16 protein-coding genes are annotated in these 23,586 nt (G+C 43.6%); 9 read left to right on the top strand and 7 right to left on the bottom strand.

Annotation, left to right across the window (positions count from 1 at the left end):
- Positions 1 to 1,071: 1,071 nt before the first annotated feature.
- Positions 1,072 to 1,323 carry a hypothetical protein gene (locus ACPK8D_RS05125; RefSeq protein WP_424716773.1) on the top strand — a complete coding sequence of 84 codons (252 nt, stop codon included), beginning with the start codon at positions 1,072 to 1,074 and terminating at the stop codon, positions 1,321 to 1,323.
- Positions 1,324 to 1,652: 329 nt separating this feature from the next.
- On the opposite strand, the gene ACPK8D_RS05120 is transcribed toward ACPK8D_RS05125, so the two are convergent.
- Positions 1,653 to 2,684: a methionine synthase gene (locus ACPK8D_RS05120; RefSeq protein WP_424716772.1), complete on the bottom strand. Its 1,032-nt coding sequence runs from the start codon at positions 2,682 to 2,684 to the stop codon at positions 1,653 to 1,655.
- 650 nt (positions 2,685 to 3,334) lie between these two features.
- On the opposite strand from ACPK8D_RS05120, the gene pheT reads away from it, so the two are divergent.
- From pheT to ACPK8D_RS05105, 3 genes are all read left to right on the top strand, one after another.
- Positions 3,335 to 4,963, top strand: coding sequence for a phenylalanine--tRNA ligase subunit beta (gene pheT / locus ACPK8D_RS05115; RefSeq protein WP_424716771.1), 1,629 nt, complete (start codon positions 3,335 to 3,337; stop codon positions 4,961 to 4,963).
- 369 nt (positions 4,964 to 5,332) lie between these two features.
- Positions 5,333 to 6,028 carry an META domain-containing protein gene (locus ACPK8D_RS05110; protein ID WP_424716770.1) on the top strand — a complete coding sequence of 232 codons (696 nt, stop codon included), beginning with the start codon at positions 5,333 to 5,335 and terminating at the stop codon, positions 6,026 to 6,028.
- Between the two features lie 567 nt (positions 6,029 to 6,595).
- Positions 6,596 to 8,794 (top strand): hypothetical protein, encoded by a 2,199-nt coding sequence (locus tag ACPK8D_RS05105; protein ID WP_424716769.1) that lies wholly within the window; start codon positions 6,596 to 6,598, stop codon positions 8,792 to 8,794.
- A 135-nt stretch (positions 8,795 to 8,929) separates the two neighbouring features.
- On the opposite strand, the gene ACPK8D_RS05100 is transcribed toward ACPK8D_RS05105, so the two are convergent.
- Positions 8,930 to 9,556 (bottom strand): restriction endonuclease, encoded by a 627-nt coding sequence (locus tag ACPK8D_RS05100; protein WP_424716768.1) that lies wholly within the window; start codon positions 9,554 to 9,556, stop codon positions 8,930 to 8,932.
- Between the two features lie 569 nt (positions 9,557 to 10,125).
- Between ACPK8D_RS05100 and ACPK8D_RS05095 the strand changes: the two genes are divergently transcribed.
- Complete coding sequence (locus ACPK8D_RS05095) at positions 10,126 to 12,480, top strand: S8 family serine peptidase (RefSeq protein ID WP_424716767.1); 2,355 nt, start codon at positions 10,126 to 10,128, stop codon at positions 12,478 to 12,480.
- 135 nt (positions 12,481 to 12,615) lie between these two features.
- Positions 12,616 to 13,416, top strand: a complete 801-nt coding sequence (locus tag ACPK8D_RS05090) for a DUF429 domain-containing protein (protein WP_424716766.1) — start codon at positions 12,616 to 12,618, stop codon at positions 13,414 to 13,416.
- On the opposite strand, the gene ACPK8D_RS05085 is transcribed toward ACPK8D_RS05090, so the two are convergent.
- Entirely contained in the window at positions 13,408 to 14,214 is an 807-nt protein-coding gene (locus ACPK8D_RS05085) for a helix-turn-helix transcriptional regulator (protein ID WP_424716765.1), read from the bottom strand. The two genes, ACPK8D_RS05090 and ACPK8D_RS05085, sit on opposite strands and share 9 nt — an antisense overlap.
- Positions 14,215 to 14,498: 284 nt before the next feature.
- On the opposite strand from ACPK8D_RS05085, the gene ACPK8D_RS05080 reads away from it, so the two are divergent.
- Positions 14,499 to 15,434, top strand: coding sequence for a formylglycine-generating enzyme family protein (locus ACPK8D_RS05080; RefSeq protein ID WP_424716764.1), 936 nt, complete (start codon positions 14,499 to 14,501; stop codon positions 15,432 to 15,434).
- A gap of 578 nt (positions 15,435 to 16,012) precedes the next feature.
- A complete protein-coding gene (locus ACPK8D_RS05075; protein ID WP_424716763.1) occupies positions 16,013 to 16,648 on the top strand; it encodes a DUF2284 domain-containing protein in 636 nt (211 codons plus the stop codon).
- Positions 16,649 to 16,735: 87 nt separating this feature from the next.
- Here ACPK8D_RS05075 and ACPK8D_RS05070 read toward each other — a convergent pair whose 3' ends face one another.
- Both ACPK8D_RS05070 and ACPK8D_RS05065 read right to left on the bottom strand, forming a co-directional pair.
- A complete protein-coding gene (locus ACPK8D_RS05070) occupies positions 16,736 to 17,698 on the bottom strand; it encodes an MBL fold metallo-hydrolase (RefSeq protein ID WP_424716762.1) in 963 nt (320 codons plus the stop codon).
- A 144-nt stretch (positions 17,699 to 17,842) separates the two neighbouring features.
- A complete protein-coding gene (locus tag ACPK8D_RS05065) occupies positions 17,843 to 19,135 on the bottom strand; it encodes a TIGR00341 family protein (RefSeq protein ID WP_424716761.1) in 1,293 nt (430 codons plus the stop codon).
- Between the two features lie 329 nt (positions 19,136 to 19,464).
- Here ACPK8D_RS05065 and ACPK8D_RS05060 point away from each other — a divergent pair, with 329 nt between their 5' ends.
- Positions 19,465 to 20,550, top strand: coding sequence for a tetratricopeptide repeat protein (locus ACPK8D_RS05060; protein WP_424716760.1), 1,086 nt, complete (start codon positions 19,465 to 19,467; stop codon positions 20,548 to 20,550).
- 135 nt (positions 20,551 to 20,685) lie between these two features.
- On the opposite strand, the gene ACPK8D_RS05055 is transcribed toward ACPK8D_RS05060, so the two are convergent.
- The gene (locus ACPK8D_RS05055; protein ID WP_424716759.1) at positions 20,686 to 21,306 is read right to left on the bottom strand and encodes a sarcinarray family MAST domain-containing protein; all 621 of its coding nucleotides are present in this window, start codon (positions 21,304 to 21,306) and stop codon (positions 20,686 to 20,688) included.
- Positions 21,306 to 23,586, bottom strand: a 2,281-nt coding sequence (locus tag ACPK8D_RS05050) for a DUF7286 family protein (protein ID WP_424716758.1), incomplete at its 5' end; no start/stop codon positions are given. The genes ACPK8D_RS05055 and ACPK8D_RS05050, both read right to left, overlap by 1 nt.

Raw genomic sequence — 23,586 nt, 5'->3', positions numbered from 1 at the left:
ACACAGAGCAAGAATCTCTTCACGTTTCATAAAAGAAAAAAATAATTCATTTTATATCCAATTTTTCCTCGGAACGAGGAAAAATTGTGGAGCCCTAACAAGGCTACCTGAATAGTTACCTTTATTTTTGCAAATAATAAGAAAAGATTTTATTCTGGTTATAGTTATGTGAGCCTTAAAATGCCTCTAATTAATATCCAGACTAAATTGATAGACAAAAAGAAAAAGGATTCATTTTTTTATCAGGTCTGCTTTCTTTCGTTTCAACAGCAGCCCGAAGATAGCCATAAACACAACTACACAAGCCCAAAAAATAACAGTGAAGGGTTTTATGGGGTTTTTAAACAGATTCATTTTCTTCTTCATTGTCCGCCAGCTCCATGAAATCTTTTATGATATAATTCTTCGCTTTTTTCTGCCATCAATCAACCTCTGTCTGTTCATAAGTTGTGCGCAGCATAAGACATTTTCGGAAAAGAAAGAATTAGGATTTCAAAAGGTATTCGATTTTGTATTCCCTTTCAAAGTCTGCAACCGTTCTAAGTAGGGCACATTGCCCGGGTCTTTTGATCCGAATCAGACATGGGTTAAAAGCTCAAGGTTAAAACCATAATCATTTTGTATTTCTTAATTCCCTGGTAAAACCCTGTTTCAAATGATCCCGGCTGAGGTCTGTAAACTGCCTGTCTGCCATATCTTGCAATTCTCTGCCTTTACTGAGTTGCTATTTCTTCTAGTTCTCTCTGCATTTTTTGCGCTCATATTATTTTACTGCAGATTACTATATAGTACATCATACGGATAAATATATGTTATAATATATACCATAGATCCGATACATAATAAAGACAATAATAAGAGAAACAATGGGTATAAGCCCCTTATAAACGTTGTAAAAAATTTGCTAGATTTTTAAAGTCGTGCCCTTTAGTAAAAAGAGAGTAGAGAGCCTTAGAATAAGCCTGCACATTCTTCTAAAGGTTCAACCCGTTCAAAAAATACAGTTTTACATACTAACATTTAAAATTTTTAAAATCTTTAAAATGCAATAAAAATTAGGAAGAATGAGAAATGAAAGCATTTTACAGAACAGCAATTGGATTGGGTCTTTCCCTAGCAATTCTTTTTCTAACTATAGGGTCTGCTGCAGCTGCAGACGTAATAGAGATCAGAGGTCCAGTATTTAACGGAGGAGGTATTGATTGCGTTATTGATAACGGTATAAAGATTGATGCGACTCAATTTGCAGCTTTCTACTACGACGTTGATAATGACGTAACCGGTGGCAACGAGACAGAATCATTTGCTCCATGGAATAATTAAAAAAAATGATATTTCCCTTCAAGGGAAATTTTTCTTTTTATATCCTGCACCTCAGGAGCAAAGAGAAGAAACAAACAATACTGCTATCGCCTGGAGAAAAAAGTAAACCCTGGTATAAGTTTTGGTAATAATAAAAATTAAACTCAGTGTATCTTCAAATTCACAACTACCAGGCAGAATAAAGGAAGAGCAGATTCTCTGGTTATTTCCTGGATTCCCAAAGATTGGCTGAAGTTCTTCTAGACTCAAGACATATTTCCCTTGAGAAGGCGGGAAAGGAACTTGACACTCCAGCGCAAGTTTGTAAAAAATTACTAAAAATATCAGAGTCAGAGAGATTTCCGGAAATCACTTATTCCCTGAGCTGCATTGGAGAGTAGAGTAAAAGCTATTCTCTGGTCAGGCCATGAACCCAGTCCACAATCAGGACCTGCATACTTTATCAGGTTACCGAAACATCCGTAAGCAAGCTTGAGCCTCTTTGTTATAATAGCTGGGGTTTCAAGCTCTGTGACAATTTCCTGAAGGTACTGCTGATCTTTCCAGACGTTAGTAGAGTGTCTTTCATTCAGGACTCCTGCCAGAGTGAAGATATCAGTTCTTGCAATTCCCAATCTGAGAAATGAGTCTGTACTTTCCAGCACTTTTTTGTCAATTAATTCCAGATAGGAAGGCTTGCTTGCCGATTCTACTCCTATTACGTTGATTGTGGGAGCTTCACAGGCAAGATTATAGTAGAGAGGAGAATGAAGATGAATCTCTACATCAGCTCCCAGTTTACTTCCTGATTTTGAAGCATCTGTAAGGGCAGAAATAATATCGTTTTCATCAAAAGCAAGCTCAGGGTTCAGCCCTATACTCGGTTCATCAATAGAGATCTTTGAGATCTTAAAATTTTTCGCAGATTTCATGGAATTTCGAACAAGTTTATCCACACTTTTTGCAAAAAGAGAGTAAATATCAGCATACTGTGTGCCTCCGAATTCCTTTAAATAAAGTTCGGTCGGGCCTGTTACACAGATCCTCACTTTCAGAGTTTCTCCGAACTCTTCTTTATAAGTTTTGGCAACTGCTTCTATAGCCTCCAGCTCATCGATCCTGGCGCACTCAAGTTTTACCTCGAAAGGGTTGTCACAGCAGCCAGGATCCCGAATGACTTTCAGGAACATGAAAACATCCTGATACTGAGGATAATTGGGGATCTCCACGCCTGAGTCTATTTTCTGCTGGAAGGCGTCATTGATTACCTTAAAGAGTTTTTCATCCTCTGCTCTCGTTTTAAAGGCATTTTGAATCCAGCCCTTACTGACTCCTTCAGGCAAAGGATAACTTCCGATATCGTCAAAGATGATTTCTTGCATGCCTCTTAGTATATCCGTGACAATTTAACATTGTTGGAAAGTAATAGTAACTGGCCGTTACAATAAAGGAGCTTATCAGGATCTCAAGCGGGCATTGAAACATGGTTATGATGGTTGCCGTTTCTGTTTGCCGGAATACGGCAAAGATCAATCACAATGTTCAGATTTCTATACTTAATTGGGACGGCAAGCTTTTGACAACAAGCTTCCTCTGAAAGTATCGATGTAAAAACAAATTTTGCTCAGTATCATAGTTTTGAGGATAAGTAGCAAGGCTTGAGATATAAAAGAAATTTGTTGAGGTTAAATTTGATAAGTCTAAGACTCTTCTTGACTTCTTGTGCTAAAAGTATCCTGAAATTAAATTTGACATATCGTATGAACTCACAAAATTAAGAGAATTAACCTCTCGAAATACAGGGTACAAGCAAGATATAAAGGATACAAAAATGATCTGGAAAGGACCCAGAAGGATCTAAACCAGTATCCGAGCCTTGTCTGAACCTTGATCCATAACAATACTTTGTCTCCTGTACTACAGCTCCAGATCTGTGATGAAGTCCTTCATACCTCCTCAAACAAAAACATTAAATCTAAAGTTGAGTATGTTTGGGGTTAAGTTAGCAAGCAAAAGACGAGATGAATTCCCAATGCCAGTAATTACCTTGCAGTATGACGACCTCGAGAAACTCACAGGAACCGATAAGGAAACCATCATAAAAAGGGTGCCCATGATAGGAGCCGATATCGAAAGGATAGAAGACGAGTATATCGATATCGAGTTCTTCCCTGACAGGCCTGACCTTTATAGTGTGGAAGGGGCAGCCAGGGCAATGCGGGGTTTCCTGGACCTTGAGACCGGGCTGTCCGAATATGAGGTAAAACCGTCTAAGGTCTCGATCTCGGTCAGCGAGGATATCCTGAGGATCAGGCCTTTTCTTGGGTGTGCAATTGTAAGAGGTATAAAATTCACATCCTCTTCCATAAAATCCCTCATGGACCTTCAGGAAGACCTGCACTGGGGACTTGGAAGAAACAGGAAAAAAGTTTCTATAGGCGTGCACGATCTCTCAAACATTCAGCCGCCTTTCAGGTATATGGCCGTCGACCCGAGTTTCGAGTTCGTGCCTCTGGACTACACCGAAAAAATGAGCATGACCGAAATCCTGGAAAAGCACCCCAAAGGCACTAGATTTGCCCATCTTGTCAGGGGCTTTGATAAATACCCTATCATCCTGGATGCAGACGACAACGTGCTGTCTTTCCCGCCTATTATTAACGGGACACTTACAAGCGTCACCGAGCAAACAACCGACCTCTTTATCGATGTCACCGGGCTTGGAGAAGCCGTATATACCGCCCTGAACATTGTAGTCACCGCCCTTGCGGAAAGAGGCGGGCAGATAGAGTTCGTAAAGGTTGTCAGGCCCGACTGCGGGGAATTAATCCTGCCTGACCTTGAACCGAAGACCAGGCTCCTTACAAAGGCTGAAGTAAAAGTTCTTCTCGGCATGGAACTCTCCTTAGAAGAAATCATTAAACAGCTTGAGAGAATGCGCTTTGGAGCAAAAGCCCTTGATCAGGAGACTGTCGAGGTAAAAGTCCCGACTTACAGGGCCGATATTCTTCATAATTATGACCTTGTAGAGGATATTGCCAAAGGTTACGGGTATGAGAATATCAAAGTAAGGATGCCTGAGACCTATACCGCGGGAAAGTCTCACCCTATTTCCCGGCTTCGCTCTCCAGTAAACGAGATAATGGTAGGCCTTGGCTACTATGAGGTGATGCCTTTTACGCTTACCAGCGAAAAAATCAATTTCGAAAACATGCGCAGGCAAAAGACGGAAGATGTTACTTATGTCCTTCACCCGATAAGCGAAGACCAGACAATGCTCAGGACAAATCTGCTTCCGAACCTCCTTGAAATCCTTGCCTTAAACCAGCACAGGGAACTTCCCCAGAAAATCTTCGAGTTCGGGGAGATCGTAAGCAACGAGACAACGGGCCAGCACGTAGCTGCCGTCTCAATTCACCCACAGGCCAACTTCACCGAGATTTATGAGATTGTAGACGCCCTCATGAGGGAAATGATGCTTTCCTACGAGGTAAAAGAATCCGAGGACCCTGCTTTTCTCGAAGGCAGGCGGGCTGATGTCTATGTCAGAGGCAAGAAACTCGGAGTCTTTGGAGAATTCCATCCCGAGGTGATAAGCAATTTTGCTCTCGGATACGCGGTCGTCGGGTTTGAACTTGATCTCAATGATCTTATAGGCTAAATTAGGTATAGGCTAAATTAGGCTAAAATTAAATTTGTAAGGTTAATTTTCTCAAATTTTTCAATTAACCTTTTAAGTTACTTTTTTTCACCAGATACCTCCAGAAGAGGATTTTACTGTATGAATTTTAAACTTAACATTGCCATTATCCAGTTATTGAATGGTTTAGTTTTAAGACAGCCTTTCAGGGCAAAAAAGTTCCGTAATCAAGTAAAAGAAGTAAAGTTTAAACTCATAGTGTATATAACATAAAAAATAGTGTAACATAAAAAAATAGTGTAGAAATAATTGCGCTAAACTGAGGATTTCTACAGAGCCGATATATTTAAACAGCTCATTCGATTATCAAGTTAGTTTATGAGGCATAATATGAAAATGAAAAATACGTCAATAAGTCTGGTTTTGTTCCTTACTATAGGAATTATAACCATAGTTTCCTTTTCACTTGGCTGTACCGAACAGGAGGAAAATTCCTCAAAACCTGTAGAAAATATTTCCCTGCAAACTGAACCTGTAGCAAATACTTCTGAATCTATAGCAAATACTTCTGAATCTGCAGCAAATATTTCACAACAGCCAGAACCTGTAGAAAATGTTTCCTCTCAGTCTGGATCTTCTGGAAGCGCTTCCTCTCAGTCTGGAATTTCTGGAGGTACCTCCCCTCAGTCTGAATCTTCTGAAGATATTTCCCAGCAGCTTGAACCTATTTCAGCTGATAAAATTACCAGTATCAGATGGTTGTGGAAAGGTTACGAGCATTCTGACAAGTATACTCTGGTACCTAACCCTGAGAATTACATCCTTGCCTTCTTCTCTGATGGAACATGTTACGTCAAAGCCGAATGCAACAGCGGCAATGGAAGCTATACTCTGGAAGAAAACAATCTCACCATTGACTCGACTGCCATAACACTTATGGCATGTGGCCCTGATTCCATGGATCCCGAATATATGGAACTCCTGGCAGGTGTAAAATCAGCGGTTATTAAGGATGGGCAGCTGATCCTGTATTCCAGTGAAGGCGACTCGATGTTCTTTACCAATGGAGGACAATTTGAACAGTAAAATTTGAGCTTCTGGTAACTTTCGTAGAGGCTGAAATTTTATATAGCCTTTTTTTATTTTTTTGCTACCGAGTAATGATCCGGTATGTATTTCAATCTCAAACTTTTTTCAGGATTTATGTTCATTCTCTCGAACCATTATCTAACTGAACTTTCCTCAGCTTTTGATATCTAAGCTGCCGGCTATTTTATTGAAGAGTGAAATGCTAAAATTCCTATATACGTTAAATAGTTTCAGAATAAAAAACTTCACCCCTGAAAAGGTTACGAGAAAGATAAAAATTCAATCTTCGAATTTTAGAACCGGATCAACAAATTTAGCGTGCACTCTCTATTTTATTTATCGGTGGTTGTTATATATTCCTTTCATTATATACTTATTAATATTGTCTTAACGGTTATATGCCTATATTTATATACCAATTTAGTTTTTGAAAAATAGGCCTGTTGATATTGATTTTAATGTAATGGACAATTGTGACTGCTCAATTCTGATAAGGAATGAAAAAACACAACTGGCAGCCAACAATTGAACAAAATTAATTTACAGAGTACTGGGGGAATAACAATGAAAACAAGAAACAGGCTGTGTTCAATAGTTGCAGCTTTATTTCTTTTGCCCTTGATCTGCGCGACCGCATCCGCGGATACGGCACAGGGCATTGAAACTCAAATAACTGCCGATGAGTCCGATCAGGGGAGTACCCTGATCTATGGGGACAAAATAGTGTATGAAGATTTGCGTAATGGAAACTACGATATCTACATGTATGACATCTCCACTTCCACCGAAACCCGGATTACCACTAATGAGTCAGCTCAGTCAGGTCCTGTTATCTACGGGAACAGGATAGTGTGGTATGATGCACGTAATAGAAACGGCGATATCTATATGTACGACCTCTCCACCTCAACCGAATCCCCTGTAATCACCGATGAATCAGAGCAGGGAGGCTCTTTCATCTATGAAGACAGGATAGTGTATCAAGATGCGCGCAATGGAAACCTGGATATCTACATGTACAATTTTTCCACGAAAGTGGAAACTCAGATAACTACCGATGAAGCCGATCAATGGGATTGTGTTATCTATGGGAACCGGATCGTGTGGACTGATTCCCGTAATGGAAACTATGATACCTACATGTACGATCTCTCAACTCACAGGGAAACCAGGATTTCCAACGAATCAAGAGTTATGAATTTAGGGCGCTCTAATATATACGGGGATAGAGTCGTATGGACGGGTGCAGATCCCACAGGAATCATTGATATTTACATGTATAATATCTCCACTTCCGAAGAAACCCGGATTACTACCGGAGATTGTGGCTCAGGCTGGTCTCCCAATATATACGGGGACAGGATAGTCTGGATGGACGGACGCAATGGAAACCAGGATATTTACATGTATGACCTGTCCACCTCAACCGAATCTCAAATTACCACCGACGAGTCCTTTCAGGGATGGCCTGCAATGTACGGGGACAGAATCGTCTGGAGTGATGACCGTAATGGAAACCGGGACATCTACATGTTTACTCTTGATTCTGGTGAGTTAAAGCCTGCTGAGAAAGAGGGTACGGAAACTCAGATCACTACCAATAACTCAAGCCAGTCGAGTCCCGATATCTATGGCGAACGGATTGTATGGCAGGATGACCGCAATGGATATTATGATGCCTATATTTACGAACCGAACTGGGATATCTACATGTACGACCTTTCCAGTTCCACCGAGTCGCAGATTACCACCAATGAATCGAACCAGAGCGGTCCTGCTATTTACGGGGACAGGATAGTCTGGACGGATGACAGGAACGGTAACTACGATGTTTACATGTATAATATCTCCACTTTCACAGAAACTCAAATAACTACCAACGAATCGAACCAGAGTGGGCCTGCTATTTATGGAGATAGGATAGTCTGGACGGATGACAGGAACGGAAATACGGATATCTACATGTACGACCTCTCCGCTTCCACAGAAACTCAGATAACCACCAATGAATCAAACCAGAGGGGACCTGCTATTTACGGGGACAGGATAGTCTGGACAGATGAGCGGAATGGAAATGAGGAGTACATTGTCGACATCTACATGTACGACCTTTCTACTTCCACGGAGACCCAGATCGCAGGAGGTGGAGGTTTTCTTGAATACGGTCCTGTTATCTACGGGGATAGGGTAGTGTATACGAGTGAAGGAGCAGGCGATTTTGTCTGGATGTATGACCTTTCTACTTCAGAACTGACTTTCATCGGCTACGATGCGTGGGGTCCGGATATCTACGGAGACAGGATAGTGTGGATGTTTGGAATAGGTCACTCAGACATCTACATGTATGACCTCTCCACTTCCAGGGAAATTCAAATAACCAGCGATGAAACAGTTCATCAAGGGGACCCAGCTATCTACGGTGATAGAATCGTTTGGAGTGATGACCGTAATGGAAACCCGGATATCTACATGTTTACTCTTGCTTCTCCCGAGTTAACACCTCTAGAGAAAATGGAAGCTCTCAGGGAGTATGTGGAAAATACCTACAAATGTCATGTGAAGACAAAAACAGGTCTGGCTACCCTTCTGGACACCTCAATGTGCCACTATGAAAAAGGTGAGGATGCAAAAACCGTTTCCACGCTTAAATCCTTCATTCATCTTGTGGAGAAAATGAAGGTATGCAAGCAGGCCTCAACTGATGAAGCGGCTTACATGGTTAAGGAAGCAAAAGGGATTATTGACCGGATAGAAACACATTAAGGATGAAACTGGGGAAAAAAATCGTCCAGGAAGTGATAACTGAATACAGCTTACTCTTTGTATGCAGTTATTACTTCTTTTTAATTCTTTTTCCTGCTGAGTAGTTGTTTTCAGTTTTCTTCGGTTTTTGTTAACTCATTTCTCTTTCAGCATTTTTTCCATCTCGGCTGCGATTTTCCGGACTTCGGAGATCTCTTCAGTCCCAGCCAGCCTGTATGTAAGTTCAAGCAGCCTTTCTTTCAGGGAATTAAGGTCTTCAAGGGCAAAATTAAGTTCTTCAACAAGGTTTCCCAGGGTTTTTATTTCAGTTAATCCTGAAAGTTTTTCGGGGCGCTCTTCGATAAGGGAGAGTGTTTCAGGAGAACTGAGGTCGATATCATACTCTTCCTCGAAATCTCCTTTCGGGAGTGTTTTAAGCCACCTTAAACTCCTGATATGACTGATAAAGTTGCTGAGCTGTCGGTATTCGTATTCTCCGGTAACCTTTCCGATCAGTATCTCGCTCCTGGTTTTGAGCGGAACTGCCACAAGGTCTCCTTTCTTTATTTTTGTGATAAAGGCGTGGATCTCCCCTGCCCAGGCAGAACTATGCTCTTCCTTCATCCCGGGGTATTTCTCGAGCATTATTTTCTTTACCTGCACTTCGTTTTTAATGCCGGATAAGTCCGGGAACTCAGCCCATCCTATTGTAATTACGCTGTTTTCCAGAATTAGCTCCTCGTCTTCCAGGGTGCCTGCAGCTTTGAGCAACCAGAATTTCATAACCTGCCTCCCTATTACTATTAAATCCGGTATTTATTAATCCGGAGTTTCTCCGGAAAATTTATTTATTATTCTTGTTTTTCTAGCCAGAGCAGTCCGTTTATATTTTAGCTTATATTTTCGGGAATCCAGCCCGTGAAGAGATATAGATTTCTATGGAAACTCATGGAATATCTTTAATCCCAAAAAGGGATTTGATATAGGTTAAAATTATAAATATTATCTACGAAATTCTATTATAAATATGAAAATTATAATTCTATTTTGGCTTATATAAGGATTCCTTCCAAAGCCAGAAGTTATATATTAAATGTTTAAAATATATATTGAAACGATTATTAAATCGATAAATTCTATTCCACGGGTTCTATCGAACGCGTTACGAACGAGTTGCTGATAATCTGTGTGATTAGAGAAGAGCAGAGTCTTCAATAAGGTTACTTATGGCGCTCTGGAAATACTGAGGGGGGGTCTTCCCGGTTTTGTTTTTTAGAGGCTTGTGCTACTGGCACTTGCCAGGGGTAGAGAGATTGAGTCCGGGAAGTTAAGAGCGGAGAGGAGGAAGCGAAATGAGTACCAAACAGGTTATGATTTTTGTTGATGAAAGCGAGCAGGAGAGACGGCGCAATGCAGAAGCTTCCGTTTCCCGTGTACTGGCGACTTATCCAGGCAGTATTCTCGCCGAAGTGAACGAAGCCCAGGCTGAGCAACTTGCAAGCGAAGGATATCAACTTGAATCACTTGCTGGCAGAGAGACAATCAAATTACGGTCAATCGAGTTCGACCCGACGGTCGAGGTTCCTGCCGCTCCAGCAGCATTGAGCTTGCATGCAGCCGAAGTGGGTCTGACTGAGGAGAACTACTGGATTGTTCAGTTTGTTGGTCCGGTTAAGTCCGAATGGGGTGACGAGATTCGAGAGCTTGGAGGCAAGCTCGGCGATTATGTTCCTGACAATGCCTTTCTGGTGCGGATGACCCCCGAAGTAAAGGACCAGGTTTCTGAGCTTGATTTCGTGCGTTGGGTCGGTCCTTACCAGCCTGCATACAAGATCAGTCCGCTGCTTATGGGCATTCGCGGCAAGGTCAGCCCGACTGCCCTGCATAGCGCAGAGATTAAGGCGGAAGCTTACAGGCCGAGTCCACTGGGCAATCTCAAAGTAGTCCTGCATAAAGAGGATGATGCGGCAGCGGTCAGGCAGGAGGTAGAGCGCCTTGGGGGTACCGTTATCTCGGCCGAAAAAGGAGTTCTTCGTATATCCCTGGACGCTTCCAGAATTGAGGTACTGGCAGGACTGCCGAGCGTGCAGTGGATTGAGCCGTTTGCTGTGCCAAAACTTTTCAATGACATTGCCGCCGGTATAGTCGGTGTTCCTCCTGTCTGGAACAATCACGGACTCGATGGTGAAGGACAGGTTGTTTGTGTGATTGACACCGGCCTGGACACCGGAGTTAACGATGTCTCAATGCACGAAGATTTCAAAGGAAGGATAGTTGCCACTCACAGCTGGGCGATTCCTCCGGGGCTTCATCCTTTTCTTGACAACACTACCTGGGACGATGGCGTTGCAGACCTTGATAGCGGTCATGGAACCCATGTTGCCGGATCGGTGCTGGGCAGCGGTGCACGGTCAAATGGCAGCTTCCGCGGCATGGCATTCAAAGCCGGATTAGTGTTTCAGGCCGTAGAGCAATTTTGTAACTTCAAACGTCCTTTCCAGACCGATCTCCCGGATGGGTATTATCTCCTTGGTATCCCGGACGATCTCAATATCCTTTTCCAGCAGTCCTATGACGATGGTGCAAGAATCTTCAACAATAGCTGGGGTGGTAATGCAGATGCGTCAGGAAACCTGATTTATGGTCAGTATACTTCAGATACCCAGGCTATCGACGGCTTCATCTGGACACATAAGGATGCAGTAATTTTGTTTGCTGCAGGTAACGAGGGAAAAGACAGCGGTAGCAACGGAGTGATTGACCCTGATTCCCTTTCTGTGCAGGCAACTGCCAAGAATTGCATTACTGTCGGCGCTTCCGAAAATTTCCGCCCACGCGGCTCTGTTCCAGCGCCCGGAGCTGATGTTCATTACGGGACAGGCAGGTGGCTGGCCGATTTTCCGGTACCGCCAATCCGCACGGATCATGTATCCAATAATCCGGATGGAATGGCTGCGTTCAGCAGCCGCGGGCCTACTGACGACGGCAGGATCAAACCCGATGTAGTTGCTCCGGGCACCAATATCCTGTCAGTACGTTCAAGCGTCGCGAGCGGAAAAGGTTGGGGATTGCTGCCAGCAGGGGATGCGCGCCGGGATTTCTATATGTTCATGGGAGGGACAAGTATGGCGGCTCCGGTCACTACTGGCGTAGTAACTTTAATCCGCCAGTATCTCCAGAATAACGGTTTTCCTAACCCATCAGCCTCTCTGGTCAAAGCTATACTGCTTCATGGTGCTGTACCACTGGCAGGCCAGTATACACCGCCGGAGGTGGGTCCGGTACCCAACGGTGACGAGGGCTGGGGGCGCATTAATCTCGAGAATTCGCTGCTTCCAGCCTGCCCGGCTAAACTCGAACTTCGCGATTCTGCTGCGGATGCTGTGGGAACCGGAGAGCAGAGAAGTTATACTTTTACGGTAGTTGACGGCTCAGTCCCGTTCCATGCGACTCTTGTCTGGACGGACTATCCAAGTACCCCGGCGGTAGGAGGTATTGTTAATCAATTGCGCCTGTCGGTCACGGCTCCAGATGAGACAGTAGCGCACGGAGCCCCTGCGAATGACAATGTTCAGCAGGTCGTCCTGAACGCACCACAAACAGGCACCTACACCGTCCGCGTTACGGGTATTAATATTCCAACAATTACCATGCCCGATGTTAATCAGAAGCAGGATTTCGCACTGGTTATAACCGGCGGTCTCTAAGTTGCCAACCTCTACAGGAGGCAGTCCGGTAGATGAAGATAACTTACTATCCACTGGCTGCCTTTATCAATTATTGGATACTGCACTTCCGGTTTCAGCAAGAAATTTTTTAAATTTTTACTTCCATATGCGTATGTGAACAAAAAGGTCTTTGTCGGGGTTGACAGCTGCCGAGCAGGCTGGTTTGCAGTATTCCTTGCCGTGGAAAACGATCAAAACTGTGACTGGGAGACTGGGCTTTTTCCGAATTTTTCATCCCTTATTGATTTCCTGAAAAAGAATTACGGACAGGCCGAGCCTCTCATCCTGATTGACATTCCTATAGGCCTGAAAAACGGAGGCTCAGGGGAGCGAATTTCGGATACCGGGGCACGTAGAATCCTGAAAGCCCGAAAATCCAGTATTTTTCCGGTGCCGTGCAGGGAAGCCATCTATGCGGAGAATTATGAGAAGGCCTGCAAGATCAACAAAAAACTTACAGGAAAAAGTATTTCCAGGCAGGCCTGGAATATAGTTCCCAAAATCCGGGATGTAGATGCATTCCTGGCCAGGAACGAAGTCTTGCGGGAAACAGTAAAGGAAACAGCACCTGAAGTCTGTTTTCAGGCGTTTACGGGTTCTCCTATGCAATCTACAAAAAAGAGTCCTGAAGGCTTTTCTGAAAGGATAACAGCCCTTAAAAGTATTTGCCTGGTTGCAGACAAAATTGCCACCAGTGCGCTTTCAAAGTACAGGCGGAAAGAAGTTGCAAAAGATGATATCCTTGATGCGCTTGCAGCAGCAGTCACTGCAAAAATGGGGCAAAGGTACGGATTTGAATGCGTGCCCTGTGAGCCCGAAAAAGACTCTGAGGGGCTGAATATCCAGATGGTTTTTTGCATTCCAGAGTTAAACGCCGGAATCAGGCCCGAAATGAAAATGAAAGAATTAAGATGATAACTGCAGGAATTTCTGTTCATCCAGAGGCTCGGCTGCTTCCATACAATATCTAAAAAGTTCCTTTCCCCAGCATAGAGCTTTTTCCTCGAAACACAGGACTATCTGATCCCTTAACTTTCCGTTATTTTCGAAAAGCTTGAGTGCAAGGCATCTGTCCGTTATGATCAGTGACGGAATCTCTGCCGGCTTTCGTAATACAAAAAGCCTGGAGTTTCTGGCTCCGGATAGCTTCTCTGCTTCTTTCCGGTAATTGAGAAATAAGCGTTCTGCAACGTTTTCGGTCATGCAGAGTGTAATTTCAGCTCCCTTCTCCGCAAGCTCTGCATAGATTAAAGGAGCTTGAGGGTGAGAATAGGCTGTAAAGGTCAGAACCTCTTTTGAACTTATTATGTTATCGAAAAGTATTTTTGGGGTTTCAACCAGATGCTCGGTGTCAGGTTCCAGTAACTCGCAGTGCCCGAGTTCGTCAATTCTCTCCAGCAGGAATTCGGGAATGGAGTTTAAATCGTGGTTCAGCCAGTACTCAGTATTTTCTCCGAAAAACTCAGCCGTACTGAGGAGAGGCTGCATATTTTCGACTATTACCTCTCCCATTTCGGACAACCTGTAGATTTTATTTTTCTCGGTTATCAGGCCGGAATCTTTCATTTTTTTAATATGGGGCTGAATAGAACTGGCATCTACTTTAAGCAGTTTTTTTATCGTATCGATATCTTTTGGTTTTTCCTTCAGGAGCAGTAGAAGGTCTTTTCTTCTGCCCGAAAAAAGAATCAGGTTAAGAAGGCACTGTTTCATTTTTGCTCACTTACGGTCTCTCCCCCTGCTTCTATACTAATACCTTAAAAACTTTTTCATTTTGAGCATTTGGTATTTAACTTTTTTATATTTTTAATAAAAGTTCTTTTACTGCACTTCTTTTTCTCGCTCGTGTTTTATTGCATGTTATTTTATTGTTTGTACTTATTACATTATATTTCATACAGGGTTTGATTTGTTAGTTTCATTAGTCTGTGAGGCAGGTCACAGCAAAGGAAAAAGAAGATAAAACCTTAGAGGATATTTTTGATTATTTAACCAGGGTGGTAAGAACACTGAGTCCGAAAAGAATTCTCTCTGCAAACTGTAAAGCTCCGGAAGAAATCGAACCTTATTTATCTGGCGGTTTAATTGACAGCTCAATGATTAGTTCAAGCCACAGTTCTATTGATATTCCAGTGAATAACCCGATGAATGATGCAGTGCGTAACTCAATGAATAACTCGGTTAACAATTCAGTCGAGAATATGTCCAGTAGCTCAATAATTAACTCAATCGGCATGGAATTTGTTCTGGTTCCTGCCGGAGAATTTGATATGGGCTCTCCGATACGTGAAAAACGAAGAAAGCTCTGGGAAAGTCCTGTGCATAGAGTAACGATTGAAAAACCTTTTTATCTGGGCAGGTATCCGGTGACACAGGAGCAGTGGCAGAAAGTCATGGGAAATAACCCTTCGTATTTTAAGGGCGAAAACCACCCGGTTGAAAATGTTTCCTGGAATGAGGTTCAGATTTTTTTCCGGAAACTCAATGCTCTGGAAAATCCCGGAGGAAATAACCGAATCTTCCGCCTCCCTACGGAAGCCGAATGGGAATACGCAGCCAGGGCTGGAACCTCAACCGCTTATTTTTTTGGAGACGACGAATCGAAACTTAAGGAACACGCCTGGTTTCTGGGAAATTCCGGACTTGAAACCCATCCTGTAGGCCTGAAAAAGCCAAACCCCTGGGGGTTTTACGATATTTATGGCAATGCAGGGGAATGGGTGCAGGATGAGTACCACATCAGTTACAAAGGCGCCCCTGCAGACGGAAAGGCCTGGGAAAGCTCTTTCCCGAGCGTATCTATTCCGGTGCGGATAAGAAGAGGCGGGGGCTGGAACGGAAATGCGGGCTGCTGTCGGTCGGCTGAAAGACTTTTTGCGTCTCAGGATAAAAGGTTGAACAGTCTTGGGTTCAGGGCGGTCAGAGAAGTCTAATCTCGGAAAGGTACTGGAAATTCCGTAACGGTGCCGAAATCCAGATAGTATCGGTACTCCGGATAAGCAATGCCGAAAAAGTAAGTTATGGGTCCTGATCCGGAACTCTATCTTCTGCACCCTGACCCCTGTCTGTTTTTCCTTGCAGGCAGGGGCAAAAAAGTTCTGGTGCTGTCGGCGATTTAGGAGGCGACTAGATTCCGTGTCTGTTTGGTAGAGACACCTAACTATACTACGAACTGATATTTAACACTTTTGTTAAAATTCGTGCTACTTCATATTAACTGTGGGCAGCTTTGTATTACATAAACTTGAGAAGGTACTTCTGAATAATTTTATATAATACCTGGTAATATGCAGCTGATAGAAAATAATTGACCGAACATTTAAATCAAGTCGAAGGATTTAAAAAGCCATAAGCATATGAAAAAAGCTAACACTGCATGAAAAACAAAGCCTGTTCAGTAAGAAGCAAATCCTGAAGCGGTATAGCAAGCCCGGCTCTCGAGTAAAAGCGAGACAGGTGCCGCAGTTAAAGGCAGTCCTTATGCGAAAAATAAGTTGTGGAAGGGATGATTATGGCATTTCGAGATACAAAGCCTGAGGAACTTGACTTTCTTGTGAAAAAAGCTCTGGAACTTGAGGCTATTGACGCAAAGATAATTCCTACCTATAAAGTTTTTGTAGAGAAACGAGTGGTCTTAAAGTGCAGGGGATGCGTGGGGTATGGGAAAAAGCTGACATGCCCGCCGCATGTTCCCACCGTTGACGAATTCCGGGAAATACTTAAAGAGTACAGGTACGCCCTGCTTGTCAAGTTCAGGTCGCCTGCAATTGCGGACGAGGAGATTTCAAGAGCCCCGTATCGAACCTGGCTTGATCCGGCCGGGTCTGAAGCGACGAAAGAAAAAGCCGCAAAATTCTGGGAAGACTATTTTGACTATAGCAAGAAAATGCTGCTCTCAATGCTCGAACTTGAAAAGACAGCCTTTAACGAAGGTTTCACCTTTGCAGTCGCATTTGTAAACGGCTCTTGCAGGCTGTGTGAAAAATGCAATGTGGAAAAGGGAATCTGTCTCCACTCGAATATGGCAAGGATTCCGGAACACGCCGTCGGGATCAACATGAAAAAGACAGCCGCAGAATCCGAGATGCCCATAGTATTCCCTATAAAAGGGCAGCCTGAACCCATGTCCATACTGCTGATTGATTGAAACTTTAATTATTTAATAAAGGCTGAAGAGTTAGTTGACACTAACTGCTGAAGTTAAGGCCTGGATTTTACACATTGATTTCCCAGTTTAAGGTTCCCCCTCAAATACATAGGTTGTGCCTACCGTGTTGAGCAGGAATTGTTCTGGCATCGCTTCTGCAAACCGGTTTATAGCTTTCCAGCCTGTACAATGCATTGGCACGATATAATCAGGCTTTATCCTCTTCATTTCGTCAATTGTAGGCTGAATTATCGGGTCAAAAATCCTGCCTGTCAGGTGGAAGCCTCCAAGCACAGCATGAACCTTATCCGTTCCTGCAATTTTCTTTGCGTACTCAACTGTATTGATAATTCCGGCATGTGCACAGCCACTGATAACGACAAGCCCTTTGCCTTTCAGTTTTATCACAAGCCCCTGGTCATCCCTGAAGGGATCGGTTATCCAGTTTCCGTTAATTTTCGCCTCAGCCCAGGGAAATCCTTTTTCGAATGGGATTTTACGCTCAATCTCCCCGGTTGTGTGGATAAGCCCGTTAGCAATCGGAAAAGCTTTTTCGGACTTTATGAGGTCAGCTCTTGCTTCTTTCAGGGTGCTTTCATTGAGTGCAGGTATTGTGACAGGGTGCCCGATTGCAGGAATATTAAAGCGGCGTTCAAGAAAGGCCTCGGGATGGAGAATAAGCGGGATTTCTTTAGTCTGCTCTTTGCTTAAGAATTTCAAAAGCTCTGCAAGTCCAAGAAAATGGTCAGGATGCCCATGGCTAAGGGCAATAGTTTCTATGCTGCCAAGATCAGCCTTCAAAAGCTCTGCGTTACTAAAAAGGCAGGCTGGAGTAACTGCTGCATCCATCAACACGGTGTGCTCTTCATCTCCGGCGCAGACTTTGATTAAGCAGGAAAGTCCGTGTTCGGCGAAAAGTATCTGCGGAAAAAAAGGTAACTGAGGTCGTCTGCATACATCAGTGCTTTCTATTAGAAATATGTCCGTGTAATTATCCATAAGGACCGTTATTTCCAGCCGATCGGCTTCCCGAATATTCAGTTCACTCATGTAAATCACCCTGTATTTAATCAATTCTTTTATCGATACTTGCAACTGAGACACTACTTACGATTAAATATATGTAACTTGCAGGATGGGAAACTTTATATCTTTTTTGAAAAATAGTTTCTGCGGTCTAGTATCCGCAGGAGGTTAATTACTTTGCTGCGCTTCTACAAACCCTACTCTGACCCGAACCTCCCGGCCTGTAACTTCTGTAAGGTGGTCATCAATTCTTTTTGCTATACCGGCAGGAATCTGCTGGCCTACGCGGCTGTACATAATTAAAGTTACTCTTGCAGGCTCTCTTAATATCATGTCGGCAGGTTTGTAATCGACATCAATGCTTTCTGTCGCCAGCCTCATTTTCGAATACTCGGATTCGTTAAGCATTCTTGACACCTCTATGTTTACCTGCTCCTCCATATGAGCAGTCTGGAACGAAGCGTATGTAACAAGCCCGAGTACCGTAGAAAGGATGAGGATTGAGGTAAGCAGGATAAACACGTGTGCTGCCACCTGCTTTCGGGCAAGGCGGATAGCTGAGGATTCGAAGGGCCTGAAACCGGAAAGCCAGAACAGGATAAGTGCAGACACATTTATCGCAAGCATATTCACGAGTACCAGCACTGCCGAAGTAAGTGCAACCCCAGGGAGTCCCCATGCAAGGCCTAACCCCGACGTTGCCGCAGGAGGAATCAGGGCGGCTGCAATAGCTACCCCTACCAGAGCCGATCCCGCGCTCCGGATAACACTGATCGCACCTGCCATCCCTGATCCCAGCGAAAGGAAAAGCGAAAGGAAGTTCGGGCTGGTGCGCTCGACTACCTGGGGTACCTGACGAATATCGAATCCTGGCGGCAGCAGGTATAAATCCTTAACCAGCAGGCCGATTATCCAGGCTACGGCTACTGCAAGTAAGAGGCCGCCAACCTGCAGAAGTATCCCACGCGAGATAAGCTTCCGGTCATAGATAACCGTTCCGACGCTTGCGGAGATTGCTGGCCCCATGAGTGGGGCAATTACCATAGCCCCGATAATGGTAGCAGCTGAGTCGAGCAAAAGTCCGGCAGTCGCGATAATAGTACTCAGAACGAGAAAAGAGACATAGGTTGAAACTACAGGCGCAAGGTCCTCAGCACGCGCAATAAGTTCCTCTCGGGAAATCCGTTTGTCAGGATACCGTTTATTTAGAATCTCGATACGTTCGGAGATCACCGTTTCTGGTGAGAGAATAATGGTGTATGTATCTTTGCTAACTCCTGCTTTGCGCAGCTTGTCAAGTACGGGTTCTACGCCAATCGAAGGCACTGGAAACTGAACAAGAGCCTCAAAGTCCCCACGTCCAGTTTCATCCCACACCGCATAGTCAATCTGTTCGGCATCCAGCACTTCAAGTACCGAGTCTCTCTTCCCTTTGGGAATGAGCACCTGAACGAGACGCATGAGAAAAATATGTGTCCTGAATATTTATCTTATATGAGCCGAATAAAAATAAAATAGACCGATAAACAGGTCTGCAAACCTTATATCCGAAAACCTCTACTATACTGGAAACTTCTATCGATATTGAAAACTGTTCTCCGGGGTTGCTTTCCATAAATCTTATGCTTACCCGGCTGCTTAAAATAGGTTAACAGGATCAGTTTAAAATAAGAGAACGGAGTCTGAAACAAGACTTCTCCTGAATTTGCCGCCCGAAGGGGAAAGGGTGGGAGTGTATTCAGTTTCTTAAAAAAGCGTTGCCCCTGACAAAATGATACCGGATCGATACTATGGAAAAAAATCCTAAAAGGAAAACAGACAGGACAGGACATACAGGCCGGCCTGAAAGAGCAGGCAAAGAGGGCAGGAAAGGCAGGACAGCCGGGAAAGGTACGGATAAGACTCGTGATACTGCATATGACCGCCTGAAGAAAGCCCTTGCAGCCCATGAAAAAGCCCTTGAAAAAAATCCAGAAGATGCAGCGGCCTGGGCAGGCAAAGCGGGAGTGTTTCTAAGGCACAGGATGTACAGGGATTCACTGAAGGCAATTGAAAAAGCTCTTGAAATCAAGCCTGAAGATCCCGGGTACCTTTATGAAAAGGGTTTTGTGCTCCTGCAGCTCGATAGGGAAGAAGACGCGCTACAGGTATTTGACAGGTTGCTCGAAATAAAGCCGGATAGTGATAAAGCCTGGAATCTCAAAACCTCAGTGCTTTGCAGGCTCAAACAGCACGAAAAAGCCCTTGAAGCTATTGAAAAAGCCCTTGCCGGTAATCCGAAGCTCGCAGGTGCCTGGCACGCAAAAGGCTCTGTCCTCGCTGGTCTGGACAGATACGAAGAAGCAATAAAAGCCTATGATGCCGCGCTTAAGCTTAACCCGAAACTTGCAAGGGCCCTGGAGGGTAAAGCCTTTGCCCTCTACAGCCTGAACAGGCCTGTGGAAGCCATGATAGCGTATGATGCTGCCCTGAAAATAAACCCTGACAATGCAAAGACCTGGGCTGGAAAAGGCCTGGTTCATCTCAAGCTCGGCAAATCAAAAAGAGCCCTTGAAGCCTGCAGCAAAGCGATTTCAATAAAGCCTGATTCTGCTGATGCCTGGTACTGCAAAGGTGTGGCCCTTTCCGGCCTGGAGAAAAATGAAGAAGCCCTTGGAGCCCTTGAAAGAGCCCTCAGGATCAATCCGGACTTTGCCGATGCTAAAAAGGCCAGAGCTTCCGTAAACTCCAAACTTGGACTCGACCTGGATGAAGACGAAGAAGAGAAAATGGAAGAAGAAAAGCCGAAAGTGAAAAGAAGTGTATGGACCAGGAGAAAACCAACAAGCGAGATAATGAAGAAAAGCCCGGGTCAGGGAAGAGAGAAAAAGAGATAATCTTCTTCTCCCTTCGGTTTTGATTGGGGATTTCCGGGATTTTCAGGACGTCAGTTTATACTATATTGAGCGGCTTCAAGTTAGTCGGATTAAAGTTTAAAGCTAAAAATTGAATTTTATTTACTGTTATTGTGTTTAACGGCGAGAGAATTTGAAGAATACAAACGCAAGCCCCACAATTGCAGTTAATAAACTGAAAGCTGGTGCAGATGCAGCAGGGGCAGAGGAATTTTCTGAGGCTGGCTGCCCAGCAGTGGGTTGATTTTCTGAGACTGGAGCTTCGCCTTCGTAGTATTCGTTGGAAATAGTGCAATAGGCAACTGTAAATCCACTATTTACAAGAGGTTCAGAATCGCCATGAGCAAGAATTGTATAGTATATATCTAGAGGTAATGACCCGCCTCTCCACCTTTCAGTAGGTTCTACAATCCATTCGTATTCTTTAGAAGAATTTGCTTCTAAAACGTCCGGTTTCGAGTATTCCTCTATTCTCGATGTCGGGCCATTTATAATTTTAAAAGAGTCTTTTTCCATACACGATAAAGAGACATAAACGTCACTTTTTTGATATACTGTCAGATTAATTTTAACTTTAAATGGCTCTTCTATTTTTAAAGTCGGCTTAGCTGTTTCTTTTCCAGGTAGAAGTTTGTCATTGTAATATACATCCATTGAACCATATGGAGATTCTGCAAGAGTGATACTTGGAATAAGTAATAAAATTATGAACAAAGGGCATATCCATTTTACTTTCATCACATTTTCCCTCCTAATTCCTTCAGAAGATTTTCATATTCTTCTGATTTTTCATCCGATCTTCCAATTTTGTCTCCAACTCCTCTTGGCCCTGGGCCTACTATTGTTGTAGCATAACCGCTAAAATAGAAAGTAATCATTTCATTAGTTCCTAGATTTAAGGCAGCTCCATTTTCATCCTTTTTAAAAGGATGAAATATTGGTATTTTTTCTCTTACATACCTTTGTCCTTTATGTCCAAAATAAGGTTTAGGAATCACCTCATTATCGTTATCAATAACTGTAAATACCTGATATTTTCCCACAATCTCATATGACCATACATTTACCGTAAAAATCCAGTGAGGTGGCAATACCGGCAATCCACATGGGACAGCTGCCATCGTCCTATCAAGCCTTTTTGAAATTCTATTTTGTACCTCTCCCGAATAGATGCCAACAGTTTCATTTGCCAAACTTTTTAGTTCACTATCGACTCTCCAGAAACCGGTATCAAGAGCTTGACCTTTATTTACGGTAACTGCACAGATCCCATTTGCAACGCCAATTCTGGTATCAGTATCTACTCTATTCAAAGTAGCGTCAAGTTCATCAGATCCAACTGGTGGGTTTGAACTTCGGATTTCATAGCTTATAATAACAGAGAGTTCAACTGCAAGTTCATCCCTAGTCGATTTTTGAATTATCTGGTCGTCATAAAGGCTGTTAAGGTAATTTGTTGTGAGTTCCCGAACTCTATCTTCTCCGATCCAATCTGAAACTATAGGGTTTGAATTCACCTCTTCGACTATATTTTCAGTTATCTGATACCTCATTTCCTGTGCATAGGTATGCTTCAGATTATAGACTTCACTATTCAAACGAGTGGTATCCAGAGAAATAGTCTGCTCGCTGAGATTCTGCTCAAGCAGAAGAATCTCTTTGTTGAGAGTGAAAATGCTCTGGCTGATTTGCTGGGAAGTTTCTGTTTTTACGTATTCGTCGCTTGAGGAAATACCGTTTGCTATTTCCTCGGAAATGCCTGTTGTGAAAATGCAGGTATTCCGGACACCAAGAGGATAAATTGTTTTTCCGCTCATGACATCAGTCCATTCATACTCTTTCCTGAGGTCAAAATCAGGATCGTGATAAAGATAGTTCGGCTTTTGGTCAACGATCAGGGTCAGGTTTTCTGTCCAGTTGTATTTGCTTTCCGGCTGGCCGGTAACGGTCATTGTTGAGATTATGCCCATATCTTCACCAAGAGCCGAAGCAGCCCTTTCGACTGCCGGGTTGTTAAAAAGAGTCATCGGTCCTGAACTAACGCTGTTAAGCGAGCTAGTGTCAAAACCTTTTTCCTCAAGGGCCTTCAGAATGTAGGAATTGAGGTCAGAATCCAGCTTACGGTTTTTCCGGCCGATATCTTCTATTAGCCTGTTGTAAGCCTCATTTTTTGCAATGTACCGGGCTGAATCACTTGAAGTGTATATTTTTCCTGAAGGCATGAGGTACTGATCCTTATTCAGGTAAGCTTCCCGGTCTTTTTCCAGTTCCAGAATGAGTTTCTCGGCAGTTTCTACCTGCGGATCCGTTGGGTCCTGGCCCGGAGATTCGATAAGGGAATAATTAAAGGACGGATCATCCTTTTCTACCGAATCGAGCATAGCCAGCACTTCTTCTGCCATAATTCTGTGCAGCCAGGGTGGGATATCACAACTGACAGCATGTTTACCTAGATATTTCCCGTCAGGATAAACCCAAAATGTGCTTTCGATTGCCCTTAAATCCACATACGCATCCCTGTATTTGTCGGCAGCATCTGAACAGCATGGGTCGATCCTTTCGATTTTATTTGTGCCATTGGTTATACTGCTTGAATTATCTATGCTGCCTATACTGTCCGAACTGTTTAAACCATTTGTATTGCCTGCATTGTCCGAATAAAAAGTTGTTTCCCTGTACTCCCGTTCGACAGGATTGGAATAAGTTGACAGCCCGACATAACCGCCTGTGGGAGGCCGCATATGATAAACCACTGTCAGTTTTTCGGTTTCAGTTTCGGTATGGGAAAGCGATTCAGCATTGGTTTTACTCACAGTTTCCGAGGCTGAACCGCTCGATGTATCATAATGCATGACTGTAGTATAATTTCCATCAGGCAACTGCTCTCTGGTTTTCCATTTGTAGGTATAATCGTAACTGTAATCAATTTTCCATTTTGTCGTTATTTTATAGTAGATATCGTACCTGATTCGCCAGTCGAAAACATGGTCTTCCCGGTTCAGGTAGCCTTCGCTCCGG

The sequence above is a fragment of the Methanosarcina sp. genome (assembly GCF_049706645.1).
Lineage (GTDB): Archaea > Halobacteriota > Methanosarcinia > Methanosarcinales > Methanosarcinaceae > Methanosarcina.
This window is presented reverse-complemented; position numbering and strand designations above follow the sequence as displayed.